Source organism: Pseudomonas sp. S4_EA_1b, from assembly GCF_016307435.1.
Taxonomy (GTDB): domain Bacteria; phylum Pseudomonadota; class Gammaproteobacteria; order Pseudomonadales; family Pseudomonadaceae; genus Aquipseudomonas; species Aquipseudomonas rhodesiae.
The window spans coordinates 44929-59329 of sequence record NZ_JAEILC010000044.1 but is presented as its reverse complement, the minus strand read 5'-3'; the positions used below and the strand labels follow the sequence as shown (position 1 = coordinate 59329).

General features: G+C 60.9%; 12 protein-coding genes. 4 read left to right on the top strand and 8 right to left on the bottom strand.

Translation table 11 applies throughout. The annotated features are described in order from the left end of the window. Positions 1-251 precede the first annotated feature (251 nt). A complete protein-coding gene (locus YA0848_RS14875) occupies positions 252-635 on the top strand; it encodes a hypothetical protein (protein WP_135948274.1) in 384 nt (127 codons plus the stop codon). Between the two features lie 56 nt (positions 636-691). Here the strand turns inward: YA0848_RS14875 and YA0848_RS14870 are convergent, their stop codons facing one another. From YA0848_RS14870 to YA0848_RS14850, 5 genes are all read right to left on the bottom strand, one after another. Then, the gene (locus YA0848_RS14870) at positions 692-1216 is read right to left on the bottom strand and encodes a hypothetical protein (RefSeq protein ID WP_034113560.1); all 525 of its coding nucleotides are present in this window, start codon (positions 1214-1216) and stop codon (positions 692-694) included. A 212-nt stretch (positions 1217-1428) separates the two neighbouring features. Further along, entirely contained in the window at positions 1429-2844 is a 1416-nt protein-coding gene (locus YA0848_RS14865; protein ID WP_047882423.1) for an efflux transporter outer membrane subunit, read from the bottom strand. Beyond that, the gene (locus YA0848_RS14860; protein ID WP_040268178.1) at positions 2841-6020 is read right to left on the bottom strand and encodes an efflux RND transporter permease subunit; all 3180 of its coding nucleotides are present in this window, start codon (positions 6018-6020) and stop codon (positions 2841-2843) included. Before YA0848_RS14860 ends, YA0848_RS14865 begins: the two co-directional genes overlap by 4 nt. A gap of 15 nt (positions 6021-6035) precedes the next feature. Beyond that, positions 6036-7277 carry a multidrug efflux RND transporter periplasmic adaptor subunit MexE gene (gene mexE / locus YA0848_RS14855; RefSeq protein WP_047882422.1) on the bottom strand — a complete coding sequence of 414 codons (1242 nt, stop codon included), beginning with the start codon at positions 7275-7277 and terminating at the stop codon, positions 6036-6038. Between the two features lie 201 nt (positions 7278-7478). Beyond that, on the bottom strand, positions 7479-8375 hold the full coding sequence (locus YA0848_RS14850; RefSeq protein WP_034113563.1) for a LysR family transcriptional regulator: 897 nt from the start codon (positions 8373-8375) through the stop codon (positions 7479-7481). A gap of 99 nt (positions 8376-8474) precedes the next feature. Here YA0848_RS14850 and YA0848_RS14845 point away from each other — a divergent pair, with 99 nt between their 5' ends. Together YA0848_RS14845 and YA0848_RS14840 are read left to right on the top strand one after the other, a co-directional pair. Further along, positions 8475-9485, top strand: coding sequence for a polysaccharide deacetylase family protein (locus YA0848_RS14845; RefSeq protein WP_034113565.1), 1011 nt, complete (start codon positions 8475-8477; stop codon positions 9483-9485). Between the two features lie 32 nt (positions 9486-9517). Then, complete coding sequence (locus YA0848_RS14840) at positions 9518-10054, top strand: ester cyclase (RefSeq protein WP_169902510.1); 537 nt, start codon at positions 9518-9520, stop codon at positions 10052-10054. Here YA0848_RS14840 and YA0848_RS14835 read toward each other — a convergent pair. The 3 genes from YA0848_RS14835 to YA0848_RS14825 form a co-directional block, all read right to left on the bottom strand. After that, the gene (locus tag YA0848_RS14835; protein ID WP_169902511.1) at positions 10051-10572 is read right to left on the bottom strand and encodes a sterol desaturase family protein; all 522 of its coding nucleotides are present in this window, start codon (positions 10570-10572) and stop codon (positions 10051-10053) included. The genes YA0848_RS14840 and YA0848_RS14835 overlap by 4 nt on opposite strands. Positions 10573-10740: 168 nt before the next feature. Then, positions 10741-12810: a TonB-dependent receptor gene (locus tag YA0848_RS14830; protein WP_169902512.1), complete on the bottom strand. Its 2070-nt coding sequence runs from the start codon at positions 12808-12810 to the stop codon at positions 10741-10743. Between the two features lie 87 nt (positions 12811-12897). After that, a complete protein-coding gene (locus tag YA0848_RS14825; RefSeq protein WP_034097612.1) occupies positions 12898-13287 on the bottom strand; it encodes a DUF2946 family protein in 390 nt (129 codons plus the stop codon). Positions 13288-13483: 196 nt separating this feature from the next. Between YA0848_RS14825 and YA0848_RS14820 the strand changes: the two genes are divergently transcribed. After that, positions 13484-14401, top strand: coding sequence for a universal stress protein (locus YA0848_RS14820; protein WP_169902513.1), 918 nt, complete (start codon positions 13484-13486; stop codon positions 14399-14401).

The window sequence follows — 14401 nt, the reverse complement described above, 5'->3', positions numbered from 1 at the left end:
AGCACAACATCTTTCTCCTGAGTATTACAGAACCTTCCTTAATGTTTTTAGGACGCGGCTGGCATACGCGCAGTAAAAAATCGTGCATGGTTTTAACCGTGATCCTACTTGGGCGTCGGGTTAAGCAAGCCAGACGCTGGATCTGTAAAGGATCGCTCACTTAACTGCGAAGGTTTGCTGCGGAGGATTGAAAGCGTGGCGTGATTGCCTTCATACGTTAAGTCTCCAATCAATACTCTGACGGTGAACTTATGAAAAATTTCATTGCGTTACCTTTTGCGGCGTTGATGCTGGTGTCGGTTCAGGCGTCTGCACTGTGCCTGAATGTTTCTGAGAGTTTTGGCGGGATTGTGGAACCAAAGGAGGAAATTACCGTTAAAGGTCCGTTCACAATAACGGGCAGTAACGGGTGCTCCAGTGCAAATATTGAAGCAATGATTTCAGTTGGCGGTGTGGGGAGAGTTCCGCAAATTTCTATTGAGCAAGAAGTGGGTTCTTCCTGGAGAACGGTAGCGGCCAACCCACTGTCGCCTCGTGCGTCTTGGCTCGGCCCTTTAGGTACCTATCGAGTGAGGGTATATAATCCTGACGAGCAATCCAAGGCCTACTCGGGGACTGTCAGATATGGACGCTGATTAGATTTGGACGCAGTGTGCCAGGGAACTCTGGCACACCGCTACCTTGCTGATGGTCAGACTCGTTCCTCCACCGATAAATCACTTTTTGATGAGTTTGCAAAATACGCGAGCGCATTAATTGCTCGATTGGCGTCTACCATGCCTCGTATGTACTCGGGAATACCTTGTGAACGTGCAACATCAGGCCTGCTATCCACAAAAGCAAGATAGTCCTCCAGTTTTTCGTCGAACAGCGCAATTGCGTTGAACTTGACGTGCGTGTTCGTTTGCCGGCCGTTAGCATCAGACGCACCATCTCCCGATATAAACATCCGAAAAGCCTGATCATCTATTATTTTACTGTTGAATAATCGACTACCCACCTGCTTAAGCTCATCGGTACTGATAGACGTCATATCATATTTCTTCAAGAAGTCCTTTAAGTCCGCTAACTCGTCTTGACGCCACATTCTCAGTTCATCAACGGCTTTCGATTCATCAGTGATAGTGAACGCGTTCGTCACCTTGTCCGGGTTCTTGATTACGATCGCATTCGTCTGCATGGAACGTACATTAGGTATAGTCACTCTCATGTCCATATCCGTCTCCTTATTGGATAAAGGTTACGTCCCGTTATCGACTTCGCATAAACGATATTTAGGCTGTTGGAAAATTTGGGAAGTGTCTGACAGATGCGATTACCAATAGGAAAGTGTTATTCATTACTATCAGCGCAAAAAAAGCCCCATGACCGAATGGACCATGGGGCTAAAAATTGGCTGGATGCGACCAACCAAAGGAGCTCTTTAAATTACTTGGCCGTCGCTACGACTGTCTCCGGCTGCCAGCCGCCACCGAGGGCTTTGTAGATCGCGACAATCCCGCGGTACAAATCCACTTCGGCCTGGGCCTGGGCGTCTTCGGCGGCCAAACGCTCACGCTGGGCATCGAGCAGGACGAGGAAGTCCACGGTGCCTTCGCGGTAGCGGATGGCGGCGAGGTCGGCGGCGGCGCGGCTGGATTCGCTTTGGCGGATCAGCGAGACCAGGCGTTGCTGGCGTTTGCCGTAGTCGCTGAAGGCGTTTTCGGATTCTTCCAGGGCCAGCAACACTTGCTGTTCGTAGGTGGCCAGGGCGCCGTCGGCTTCGGCGTCGGCGCCGCGCAGGCGGGCGCGTACGCTGCCCAGGTCGAATGCGGCCCAGGTGATGCTCGGGCCAAGGGCCCAGGCGTTGGCGGCGGACGATCCTATCTGCGAGCCACGCCCGGCGGTAAAGCCGAGGAAGCCACTGAGGCTCACTCTTGGGAACAGGTCAGCCTTGGCCACACCTATGCGCGCGGTGGCGGCGGCCAATTTGCGCTCGGCGCTGAGGATGTCCGGGCGCCGTTGCAGCAGTTGGCCTGGGTCGCCGATCGGCAAGGCTTTGGCAATCGCCGGCAGGTCTTTCGGGCTCAGGTCCACGGTCAGCTTGTCCGGACGCTGGCCGAGGAGGGTGGCGATGCGGTTACGCTCGCGCACTTGTTCGGCCTGCAGTTGCGGCACGCTGGCTTCCACCGAAGCCAGGCGCGCGTCGGCCCGTTCTACATCAAGCTGATCCCCCACCCCGGCATCCCGCAGGCTGACGGTGATGGTGCGCGACTCCTGCTGATTCTTCAGGTTGTCCAGGGCGATGCGTTCACGCAGTTGCGCGCCGCGCAGTTGGCCGTAGGCGTCCACCAGTTCGGCAATCAAGGTGACTTGCAACTGGTACAGGTCCGCTTCGGCCGCCTGCTGATCGGCGTCGCTGGCTTCCAGGTTGCGCTGGATGCGGCCGAACAGGTCCAGCTCCCAGGCCATGTCCAGGCCCAAGTCGTAGCGCTCGCTGTTGACCCGTTTGGTGGTCTGGCCGGGGATCTGCCCCTTGCCCAGGTCGCTGCTGGCGCGGCTGGTGATGGTCGGCATTGCGTCATTGCTGGCGTCGTCGCGGATCGCCCGGGCTGCCCGCAGACGGGCGAAGGCCACGCGCAGGTCGCGGTTGCCTTGCAACGATTGAGTCACCAACTGGTTGAGGGTCGGGTCGTCGAACTGCTGCCACCAGATGCCTTCGAACTTGGCGTGGTCATATTGCTTGGCGTCCGCGGCGGCGGCGATGTTCGCCGCCTCCGGGGTCTGGGTCTTGTAGTCCGGGCCCACGGCACAGGCGGCGAGCGCCAGTACCAGCAAGCTCGGCAGGAATACTTTTACACTCATTGCTGTGTCTCCAGCTTCAAAGCCTTGGCTGCTTTGCGCGCTTCGCTGCGCTCCACATAGCGACGGATCAGGACGTAGAACACCGGGGTCAGCAACAGTCCGAAGAAGGTCACACCGATCATCCCCGAGAACACCGCCACACCCATGGCATGGCGCATCTCGGCACCGGCACCGCTGGACAACACCAGAGGCACCACACCCATGATGAAGGCGAACGAGGTCATCAGGATCGGCCGCAGACGCAGACGGCAAGCTTCCAGCACCGCCGCCAGCGGATCGAGGCCTTCCTGCTGTTTGTCCTTGGCGAATTCGACGATCAGGATCGCGTTCTTGCACGCCAGGCCCACCAGTACGATCAGCCCGATCTGGGTGAAGATGTTGTTGTCGCTACCCGAGATGATCACCCCGGTGATGGCCGACAGCAGCGTCATCGGTACGATCAGGATCACCGCCAGTGGCAGGCTCCAGCTTTCGTATTGGGCGGCCAGTACCAGGAACGCCAGCAGTACGCAGAGCGGGAACACGAACAGCGCGGTATTGCCCGAGAGGATCTGCTGGTAGGTCAGGTCGGTCCACTCGTAGGTCATGCCGTTGGGCAGTTCCTCCTTCAGCAGTTTTTCAATCGCGGCCTGGGCCTGGCCGGAGCTGTAGCCCGGTGCGGCGTTGCCGTTGATTTCTGCGGTGATAAAGCCGTTGTAGTGCATCACCCGGTCCGGGCCCGAGGTGTCGCTGACTTTGATAAAGGTCGCCAGCGGGATCATCTCGCCTTTGTTGTTACGCACTTTCAGCTGGCCGATCTGGTCGGCGTCCTGGCGGAACTGCTGCTCGGCCTGCACGTTGACCTGGTAGGTGCGCCCGAAGCGGTTGAAGTCGTTGGCGTACAGCGAACCCAGGTAGACCTGCAGGGTGTCGAAGATGTCGCTGATCGCCACGCCGTGGGTCTTGGCCTTTTCGCGGTCGATGGCGGCATCGACCTGGGGCACGTTGACCGTGTAGCTGGTGAACAGGCCGAATAGCTCCGGCACGCTGCGGCTCTTGGCGATCACGTTCTGCACTTCTTTGTACAGCTCGTCATAGCCCAGGTTGCCACGGTCTTCGATCTGCAGGCGGAACCCACCGATGGTGCCCAGGCCCTGGACCGGCGGCGGCGGGAAGATCGCCATATAGGCTTCTTCAATGCCGCTGTATTGGCCATTCAACGCCCCGGCAATGGCACCGGCGGACATGCTCGGGTCTTTGCGCTCATCGAAAGGTTTCAAGGTCACAAACACGATGCCGCTGTTCGGGCTGTTGGTGAAGCCATTGATGGACAGGCCCGGGAAGGCAATCGCGGCTTCCACGCCAGGCTGTTTCAGGGCGATCTCCGACATGCGCTTCATCACGTTTTCGGTGCGGTCCAGGCTCGCGGCGTCAGGCAATTGCGCGAAGGCCACCAGGTATTGCTTATCCTGGGCCGGGACGAAACCGGTCGGGGTGTGGGCGAAGCCGAAGAAGGTCAGCACCATCAAGCCGGCGTACACGAACAGGGCAATGCCACTGCCGCGGATCACTCGGCGCACAGTGCCGACGTAACCATGGCTGGCCTTTTCGAAAAAGCGGTTGAACGGGCGGAACAACCAGCCACCAAACAGCTTGTCGAGGAACTTGGAAAAGCGGTCCTTCGGCGCATCATGGCCGCGCAGCAACACGGCCGCCAGGGCAGGGGACAGGGTCAGCGAGTTGAACGCCGAGATCACCGTCGAGATCGCAATGGTCAAAGCGAACTGCTTATAGAACTGCCCGGTCAAGCCGCTGATAAAGGCAGCCGGAATGAACACCGCACACAGCACCAGCGCCGTGGCGATGATCGGCCCGGTCACTTCACTCATGGCTTTTTCGGTTGCCGGGAACGGCTCCAAGCCCAGCTCGATATTACGTTCGACGTTCTCCACCACCACAATGGCGTCGTCCACCACGATGCCGATGGCCAGTACCAATCCGAACAGCGACAGCGCATTGAGGGAGAACCCAAACAGGTGCATCACCGCAAACGTACCGATCAACGATACGGGCACCGCCACCAACGGAATGATCGAGGCGCGCCAGGTCTGCAGGAACAGAATCACCACCAGCACCACGAGGATCAGGGCTTCGAACAGGGTGTGCACCACTGCCTCGATGGAGCCGCGAACGAAGATCGTCGGGTCATAGGCGATGCGGTAATCCATGCCCGCCGGGAAGCTCTTTTTCAGCTCGGCCATCTTGCTGCGCACATCGTTGGAGATGTCGATGGCATTGGAGCCGGGACGCTGGAAGATTGGGATCGCCACCGCCGGTTGGTTATCGATCAGCGAGCGCAGCGCGTATTGGCTGGACCCCAGTTCGACCCGGGCAATGTCTTTGAGGCGCGTGATTTCACCGTTGGCACCGGCGCGAATCACGATGTTCTCGAACTCTTCTTCGGTAACCAGGCGGCCCTGGGTATTGACCGACAACTGGAAGCTGGTATCGGACGGCGCGGGCTGGGCACCCAGGGCACCGGCGGCCACCTGACGGTTCTGCTCGCGAATCGCGGTGACCACATCGGTGGCGGTCAGGTTGCGCGAGGCGGTCTTGTTCGGATCCAGCCAGACGCGCAGGGAGTAGTCGCCCATGCCGAACAACTGCACATCGCCGACGCCACCCAGGCGCGCCAGCTCATCCTTGATATTGAGGATCGCGTAGTTGGACAGGTACAGCATGTCGTAGCGCTGATCCGGGGAGGTCAAGTGCACCACCATGGTCAGGTCGGGGGAGGCCTTGTCCACGGTGATACCGATGCGCGTCACTTCTTCCGGCAGCTTGGGCTGGGTCCGGGTCACACGGTTCTGCACCTGCACCTGCGCGTTGTCCAGGTCGGTGCCCAGGGCGAAGGTGATGGTCAGGGTCAGCTTGCCGTCGGCGGTGGACTGCGAAGACATGTACAACATGTTCTCGACGCCGGTGATCGCCTGCTCCAGCGGCGCGGCCACGGTTTCGCCGATGACCTTGGGGTTGGCGCCGGGGAAGTTGGCGCGTACCACCACGGTAGGCGGCACTACTTCCGGGTATTCGCTGATCGGCAATTGGAACAGCGAGATCGCACCGGCGATCAGGATCAGCAGCGACAGCACCGCTGCGAAGATCGGCCGCGAAATGAAGAACTTGGAAAAATTCATCTTGAGTCGTATCCCTTAACCGCGTGGAGTCGCAACACTGGCGAGCTTGGGCGCGGCTTTTTCCGGCGCCACTTGCTCAAGGTTGCTGGCTTCAAGCGCTTGTCGTTGTTGGGCCAAGGCGGCGAGGGTTTCCTTGCTGGCCATCGGAATGGTTTCCGGGGTGACCGGTGCACCGGGGCGCGCACGCTGCAGGCCCTTGACGATAATGGTGTCGTCCTTGTTCAGGCCGTTGCGCACGATGCGTAACCCTTCGATCTTTGGCCCCAGTTCCACTGCGCGGTAGGCCGGCTTGTCGCCTTCCATCACCAGCACGAACTTCTTGCCCAGGTCGGTGCCGACCGCTTCGTCGTTGATCAGCACGGCGGAGTAGGTGCCGCTGCCTACCAGCTTCAAGCGCGCATACAGGCCAGGGGTGTATTCGCCTTTGCTGTTATCGAACACCGCGCGCCCACGAATGGTGCCGGTGGCCGGGTTGACCTGGTTGTCGATGAAGTTCATCTGGCCCAGGTGCGGGTTGCCGGCTTCATTGGACAGGCCCAGGTACACCGGGGTGGTTGCGCCGCGACGGCCCTGGCGCGCCAGTTCGGTGTATTTGAGGTACACGCGTTCGTCGGCGTCGAAGTAGGCATAGACCTTATCGGTGGAGACCACGCTGGTCAGCGCGGTGACGTCGGCGGTGACCAGGTTGCCGGCGGTGATTTCGGCACGGCTGACGCGGCCGCTGATCGGCGAGGTCACGCGGGTAAAACTCAGGTTCAGCTTGGCCAGGTCCAACTGCGCCTGGATCCCGGCGACGGCGGCGCGGGCTTCCTGGGCGGCGGTAGTGCGCGAGTCGGCGAGTTCGGCGGAGATCGCATTGCTCTGGCGCAGGCGCTCGCCACGCTGGGCTTCGTTTTCGCTGCGGGTGGCGGCGGCCTTGGTTTGTTGCAGTTGCGCTTCAAGGCGGCGCACTTCGGCTTGGAATGGGCGTGGGTCGATCTGGAACAGCAGGTCGCCTTTCTTGACCAAAGCGCCTTCGGTGAAAGCGACTTGGTCAATCTGGCCAGACACCCGTGGACGAATCTGTACGGTTTCCGGCGCTTCGAGACGGCCGGTGAATTCGTCCCACTCGTTGACCGGTTGCTCCAGCACCTTGGCGACGCTGACTTTCGGCGCCGGCATGGCGGCCGCTTGTTCCGGGGTTTTGCCGCACGCGCTCATCACCACCATGGCCAAAATCGCCAGGGGCACGCGCAAAGGTTTGAGTGACTGTTCCATAGGGTGCATCCGCCAATGTATTTGAGATGGGCGGATCATGCGCGGGGACGCGGTATGTCACGAATCGAATGAAGCAAAGGTAACTATCATTCGGAATGATATAAGCGCCGATTAAGCCCTCTAGCATGGGGCTTTCGTTAGGGAGCTATCAATGCCCTTGATGACAAGAGTGTTTTGCGTGGCGTGCAAGGAAGCGATTTCTCAACTCGCACTGTCGGCGGTTAGCCGCGCTGCGATGCGTTCCATCAATAGGCTGACCCGGCGCGGCTGGGCCCGACTGGCCGGGTAGACGATGTTCAAAGCGGTACGCCCGAGGTCGTAGTCCTTGAACAGCTCCACCAGCCGTCCGGCGTGCAGGTCGTCGCGCACGTCCCACACCGATTTCAAGCACAGGCCATGGCCGTCCAGGCACCACTGGCGCACCAGCGCACCGTCGTTCGCCACACGCCGGCCGCGCACCAGAATGCGCTGGGTATGCCCGTGCTGGCTGAAGGTCCACTCCCGCGCCAGATTGATGCCGAAGCGCATTACCAGGCATTCATGTTCGGCCAGGTCCGCAGGCTGCAACGGCGTGCCGTGGCGTTCCAGGTAAGCGGGGGCGGCGCACACCACGCGGCGGTTCTCGCCCAAGGGTTTGGCGTGCAAGCTGCTGTCGACCAGGGCGCCGTAGCGCACGGCGAAATCGATACCCTGGCCGACCGGGTCGACATAACCGTCGCTGAGGTGCAGGTCGATGCTGACCTGCGGATGCTCCTCCATGAATTGCTCCAGGATCGGTTCGAGGTACTGACGCCCCAGATCCTGCGGCGCACTCAAGCGAATCAACCCGGAAACCGTCTGGGTACCCAGGCGAATGCTGCTGTGCAACGCCTCGGCCTGATCCAGCAGGCGCCGCGCGCCTTCAGCCAGCACGCGCCCTTCGTCGGTCAGGTGAATAGCGCGGGTGGTGCGGTTGAGCAGGCTGGCGCCGTAGAAGCTCTCCAATTGCGCCAGCCGTTCGGACACCGAGGCCGGTGATAACCCCAACTCGCGCCCGGCGGCGGACAGCCCACCTTTCTCGATGATCAACAAAAACAGCTCAAGATTTTTCAGCGGCATTGTTCGGAGTTTCCGAAAGGGGTTTTTGAAAATGGCTCAATTATCAAAATAATCCAAAAGTCTTAGGGTTGCATCGTGCTTATCCAACGGAGTCATGCGATGTCATTGATCAACACGCAACGGCGTACCTTTCTCGCCCAGGCCAGCGCAGGCGCAGCGGTGCTGGCGGCGGGTTCGATACTCAACCCGGCCGGCGCCGCAGCCGCGCCAACGGGCCAGGCAACTCGCGCCACGACGGCGTCCAGTCAGCGCAGCGGACGGTTCTGGCCCGGCGACACGCGGCTGGTGGTGTCGATTTCCATGCAGTTCGAAGCGGGTGGGCAGCCGCTAAAGGGCACCGACAGCCCGTTCCCCAAGGTGGATTTCCCCGACAGCGTGCCGGCGGATGTGGCCACCAACACCTGGTTTGCTTACGGCTACCGCGAGGGCATCCCGCGCATGCTTGACCTGTGGGACCGGCACGGCGTGAAGGTCACCAGCCACATGATCGGCGACGCGGTGCAGCGTCACCCTGAGTTGGCCCGCGAGATCGTCGCCCGTGGCCACGAAGCGGCGGGCCACGGCCCGCGCTGGAGTTCCCAGTTCGCCATGAGCCGCGATCAGGAGCGCACCTTTTTGCGCCAGGCCGCAAGCATGCTACAGGCGGTCACCGGCCAGGCCGTCACGGGCTACAACTGCAACTGGCTGCGGCGCGGCCCCAACACCTTGTCGCTGCTGCAAGAGCTGGGCTACGTCTACCACATCGATGACGTGAGCCGCGATGAGCCCTTTATCGAGCAGGTCAACGGCAAGGATTTCGTGGTGGTGCCCTACACCCTGCGCAATAACGACATTGTGCTGATTGAAGGCCGCAACTATTCGCCGTCCCAGTTCCTGGAGCAGGTCAAGCTGGACTTCGATCAACTCTACGAAGAGGCCGGCACCCGGCGCCGCATGATGTCGATCAGCGCCCACGACCGCATCAGCGGTACGCCACAAATGGTCAAGGTGTGGGATGAATTCCTGCGCTACGCCAACAGCCATCCCGGCGTTGCTTTTATGCGCAAGGACGCGATTGCTCAATACACCCTCAATAGCCCGCAGAGCCTTCGGGAAACCGAGACGATCTAAGGCGCCAACCCCTTCATTCAAGGACATAACCGATGAAACCTTTTGCCCGTTCACGCTGCGCCATCGCCGTTACCGCGTTGCTACTCTCGGGAGCGGCTGCGGCTGCCACGACCGAGTTGGTCAAACCCTCTGTGTTGGTGGTGGATAAGAGCCTTACGCCGAAGCAACAGGCGATGATGGAAACCGTCGCGCGCCGCTACGACACCTTCTGGCACACCGGCGAGGAGCGCCTGGCGCGCGAGGCGTTGGCGGATAACTTTGTCGACAAAACACCCCCCGAGGGGCGCAAACAGGGCCCGGAAGGTCCGCTGCTGGCGTCGCGGGCCTTCCGCGCGGCGGTGCCGGACCTGAGTTGCGCAATCGAACAACTGATCATCGCCGGCGACCGCGCGGTGGTACATCTGCATTTTCGCGGGCACTTCACCGGCACTTTTGGTCAGCGCCAGGGCAGTGGCCAGGCGGTAGATTTTATTGCCACCGATATCTATCAGATCGACAACGGCAAAATCGCCGCTAACTGGCATATCGAAGATAACCTGACCTTGATGAAGCAGTTGGGCGCGCTCTAGTGCTGGGCGGGATCGACGCGGATGTAGGTGCGGAATACGTGATCCCATAACGGTGAAGAGACCCCGAAGTTCTTCTCGATGCCCTGTCGGTGGTGCAGGTCGTGATTGGCCACCAGCCCGCCCATCCATCCATAAGCCCAATGCTGCGGGCGGTGCATCACGTAATGCACCGAGATATAGAAGAAGTAGCCGGTCACCGCGCCGATAAACACCGAGACCAGGCCGGTGTACCAGGCCAACAGCAAGAGTGCGGCAAAGGTCGAGCTGGTTTTCCAACTCGACACGCCGATATAGGCCAGTACATCCACGTGGTGGGTCCAGTGTTCGCGCCGGTACAGCGAGTGAAACAGGAAACGGTGCGCCGAATACTCCACCAGCGTCCAGGCCATCAGGCCCACGAGGGCGAGCCCTGGCTCGAAGGGCGCGAGGCATAGCGCAAAGATCACGAAAGCGGGAACGGTGAAAAAATCGAGGTAGTACGCGAACGAAGACATCAACCATTTATTCGAAACGGCCATGTGCGGAATATCCCTGTAGTGCGCGATGGAAAGGCAAGCGATGGGGGCGTGGGGCTGCCACGCGCGCCATCATGCAGGTGCGCTGGCGCTATGTCACCTTGGCTCCCGCGTATATCGGCGGCATTTGTGGGGTGTGACACATCCACACAATGGCGCCGCCGCCACGGCTCAAAAATCCAGCGTCACGCCGCTGTACACCGCACGTCCGTCACCGGGGGAGTGCAAAGCGGCGCGGGCACCGTCCGGGTCGTACCAGGCGTACTCGTAGTAGCGATTGGTAAGGTTTTTGAGCTGCAGGTCGACACTCACCGACTCGCTCACGCGGTAGGTGGCACCCAGGTTCATCAATACATAGCCGCCGTAGGTGCCCTGGGTGTTTTCCCGTTCCAGATAGTAGTGGGTCTGACCGTTCATCCACGCGCTCAACTGCAAGGCCGGGGTGGCCTGGTAGCTGACGCCGGCGTTGTACAGGTGATGGGGGACGTGGTCGATTTCCCGGCCCTTGCTATTGGGCGAGGTGGCACTGGGTTTGAGAATTTTGGAGTACTGCCAGGCGTAGGCCAGCCACATTTCGGTGCGGTCGTTCGGGTGCAGATTCAGCTGCGCGTCATAGCCCCAGCGTCGGGTTTCGCCGACATTGTCCGACTCGCCGCTGGGGTCGTTCAAACGCCGGCTGACTTCGCCGCTGGCTTCCTGTTGCCAATAGGCGATACGCCCGTCCATCCAGGCGGTGGGGGTGAACTTGATGCCGGTTTCCCAACCGTCGTTGATGGAAGGCGCCAGGTCGCTGTCCCGTGGCGGGATCTTATACGCCGCCGCCCCGGTGCCCACCTGGAAGGTGCGACCCCAGTTGGCGTACAGGCTGGCGACTGACCAGGGCGAGTAGACCACGCTGAGCTTGGGCTGCTTGATCAACCCATAGTCATTGATGGCGTAGTCCAGGCCGGTCATTTCGTTAGTGAAGCTGCCGCGGATTTTGTCGACGCGATACGCCGGGATGATTTTCAGCGATTCGAACGGCTTGATCTCGGCCTGCAGGTAAGCGCCATAGGTGTCGAAGTCGAACTGCTGGTCGCGGGTCTGGGCCAGGCGCGCGCGGTCCCGGGTGCGATAACGCTCGCTGGTGTTGCGTTGCTGTTGGAAGTCGCTGCCGCCTTCAAGGGCGAAGTCATACAGCCAGCTGACGTCAGGCCGCCAGGTCAGCGAGGTGAGGGCGCCGTAATGGGTTTCGTAGGCGTCGCGTTCCTGTTGGGGGCTGGTGCGCCAGTATTGGGTCCAGCGGCGGTCGTCGAAGGTGTTGAGGTAGGTTTTCGCCGACCAGGCCAAGGTGTCGCTTAGCTCCGTCTCCAGATGCACGCTCAGTTGATTCATGCGCCGCGTACCTTTGTCGCTGGCGTTGTAGGGGTTGGTCATGGACGGGTGATGGTGCGCGTCCTGTTCGCTCAAATAGCCGGGCTCCTGGGCCTCGGTTTCATAGTGACGGGCGATCAGGCCGAGGCGGTAGCGGTCGTCGTCCGGGGTGTAGAACCACTTGCCGGACAGCGAAAACTTGTCCGCCTTGGCGTGATCGCGAAAGCCGTCGGTTTTCTGGTAAGCGAAGAAATAGTTCTGGGTCCAGTTGCTGCCCTCGATGCCTTTGGCCAGTTGGGTTTCCTGGGTGTTGTAGCTGCCGTAGCGCAGACGCGCCTTGGTGTAGTCACCGCCGGTGCGGGTGAACATATTGACGTTGCCGGCAATGTTGTTCAGGCCATAGCGCGCATCGCTGGTGCCGCGCACCACTTCGATACTGTCCAGTTCCAGGGGGAAAATCATGTCCATAAACGGCATGTTGCCGTCGTTGCTGTTGCTGGGGATGCCGTCGATCAGCAGCTTGACCGCATTGACTTCGCCTTCGCCGTTGAAGCCGCGAAAGGAGATTTTCCCCGAGGTGGTGCCCTGGTTGAACGGCGTGAGCAGCACCCCCGGGGCGCGGTTGAACAGTTCCCAGCTGTAGTTGACCGGCATTTTTTCAAGTATGTCGCCACCCAGGATATCCACCGAACTGAGCACGCTGCTGGTGCTCAGTGGGCCGCTGGCAACGCTGTCGCCTTGCACGGTAACGGTGCCCAGGGTCAGGGCTGAGGTTTCGCTGGCATCGGCCAGCGGGTTGAGGGCGAACAGGCCGATGCAGAGCAATGGCCAGGACGGGCGCGGTAAAGCCCTGCGTTTGGCGCGCAGCAGCATGAATGGAGCAGGCATAGGGCAAGCTTCCTGATAACCGGAAAATTCTCAAAGACGTGGAGCCGCGCGCGCAGGCGCGACTGAGTACAGGGAGTAGGACGGCGATCAGGCGACAGGGGAGGCGCGCGGGCTCAGGCTCGGCCAGCGCACCCTGGGGTGCAGCGAAGGTAACAGCGGCGCGTCGAAGGCGATATCCGGCGCGAAGCGTGGCAGGTAGTGGCGGTAGTAGTCCGACGGCAACGCGGCCAGGCCCGCGTGCCCGCAGCAGCAGTCGGCGTGGTGCATGGGGCTGGTCGCGGGGCCAGACTTGAGCGGAGCGAGCAGTTTGTCGATGCCGGACGGCAAGGTGTTCGCGGTGCCGCCGGAGCAGAATCCGCCCCACAGCATCAGGCGCATGTCCGGCGGCTGCATGGCGCGACTCAGCGGCATGGCCAGCAGGTTCAGCAGCAAGGCCAGGCAGGCGATCCAGGGGCTGAGGCGTCGGAACGTGGCCATCACAGCAGTCGCACAAAGGGGGCGGATATTTAGCCGCAGTCGGGCGCCGAAGTAAAAGCGCTTCGCCGTGCCATTTTGCCGCATGGGCTCGCGCGCCAGAAAACCGCAGCGTTACTGATAAAGGTCAAGGTGTCCCCGCTGGGAACGCGCACCCTTGGGCTATCACTCACCCACTGGCCGCGTGCCGAGGTGCTTTATGTCTGCGTCCGCCCGTTTACTGTTGATCGCCCCCCAAACCATGACGCGCACACCTGCGTTCGAGCGTGCCGCGGCGCTGGCGAAGGCGATGCAATTACCGTTGCATATCGTTGCGTTCGATTACCTGCAGGCCTTGGCCTTTGCCGGGCTGTTCGCTCCCGAGCAGGTTCGCCAGGCGCGCGAAGGCTATCTGCACACCCATCGCCAATGGCTGGCAGCCCAGGCGCAGGCGCTGAGTGAACAGGGCCTGACAGTGACCAGCGAAGTGGTGTGGGTGCAGCATCCCTATGAAGAGATCCTGCATTTCGTCAACGAGCTGTCGCTGGCGTTGATTATCAAAGACGCCGAGGACGATTCCGGGCTGAAGCGGGTGTTCTTCACCCCGCTGGATTGGCAATTGCTGCGCGACTGCCCGGCGCCGGTGCATTTGGTCACCGGGGACGCGCGACCACGGCCTCGCCAAGTCTTGGCAATTGTCGATGTGCTGCGCAGTGAAGAACAGGACACCGTGTTCAACGACCAGATTATCGCCGCTGCGCGAAAACTGGCGACCGAATGTGCGGCCACCCTTGAACTGGTGCATGTGTATGACTGGACAGCCGCCTATGCCATGGACATGGGCGTCGGTGTACTGCCCCTGGCCACCGGGATCTATGAAGCACTGGGTTCGGCCCAGGAGGAAGCGTTCGCGGCCTTGGCCGAACGCCACGGTGTGCCGCCGCAACATCGCCACTTCCTGGAAGGCACCCCCGTACCGCGCATCTGTGAATTCGCCGAGGCCCATCACACCGATGTGATTGTGATGGGCACCGTGCAGCATGGCGGCCTGGACAAACTGCTGGGCACCACCGCCGAATTGCTCTTGCAGCGGGCGCCGTGCAGCGTGTTGGCGATCAAACCGGGCAAAACGTTGTAG

Excerpts from the sequence above, each read along its gene's own strand:
- mexE (WP_047882422.1), bottom strand. The coding sequence starts at position 7,277 with ATGGAACAGTCACTCAAACCTTTGCGCGTGCCCCTGGCGATTTTGGCC.
- YA0848_RS14850 (WP_034113563.1), bottom strand. The coding sequence starts at position 8,375 with ATGCCGCTGAAAAATCTTGAGCTGTTTTTGTTGATCATCGAGAAAGGT.
- YA0848_RS14825 (WP_034097612.1), bottom strand. The coding sequence starts at position 13,287 with ATGGCCACGTTCCGACGCCTCAGCCCCTGGATCGCCTGCCTGGCCTTG.
- YA0848_RS14830 (WP_169902512.1), bottom strand. The coding sequence starts at position 12,810 with ATGCCTGCTCCATTCATGCTGCTGCGCGCCAAACGCAGGGCTTTACCG.
- YA0848_RS14865 (WP_047882423.1), bottom strand. The coding sequence starts at position 2,844 with ATGAGTGTAAAAGTATTCCTGCCGAGCTTGCTGGTACTGGCGCTCGCC.
- YA0848_RS14820 (WP_169902513.1), top strand. The coding sequence starts at position 13,484 with ATGTCTGCGTCCGCCCGTTTACTGTTGATCGCCCCCCAAACCATGACG.
- YA0848_RS14845 (WP_034113565.1), top strand. The coding sequence starts at position 8,475 with ATGTCATTGATCAACACGCAACGGCGTACCTTTCTCGCCCAGGCCAGC.
- YA0848_RS14835 (WP_169902511.1), bottom strand. The coding sequence starts at position 10,572 with ATGGCCGTTTCGAATAAATGGTTGATGTCTTCGTTCGCGTACTACCTC.
- YA0848_RS14840 (WP_169902510.1), top strand. The coding sequence starts at position 9,518 with ATGAAACCTTTTGCCCGTTCACGCTGCGCCATCGCCGTTACCGCGTTG.
- YA0848_RS14875 (WP_135948274.1), top strand. The coding sequence starts at position 252 with ATGAAAAATTTCATTGCGTTACCTTTTGCGGCGTTGATGCTGGTGTCG.
- YA0848_RS14860 (WP_040268178.1), bottom strand. The coding sequence starts at position 6,020 with ATGAATTTTTCCAAGTTCTTCATTTCGCGGCCGATCTTCGCAGCGGTG.
- YA0848_RS14870 (WP_034113560.1), bottom strand. The coding sequence starts at position 1,216 with ATGGACATGAGAGTGACTATACCTAATGTACGTTCCATGCAGACGAAT.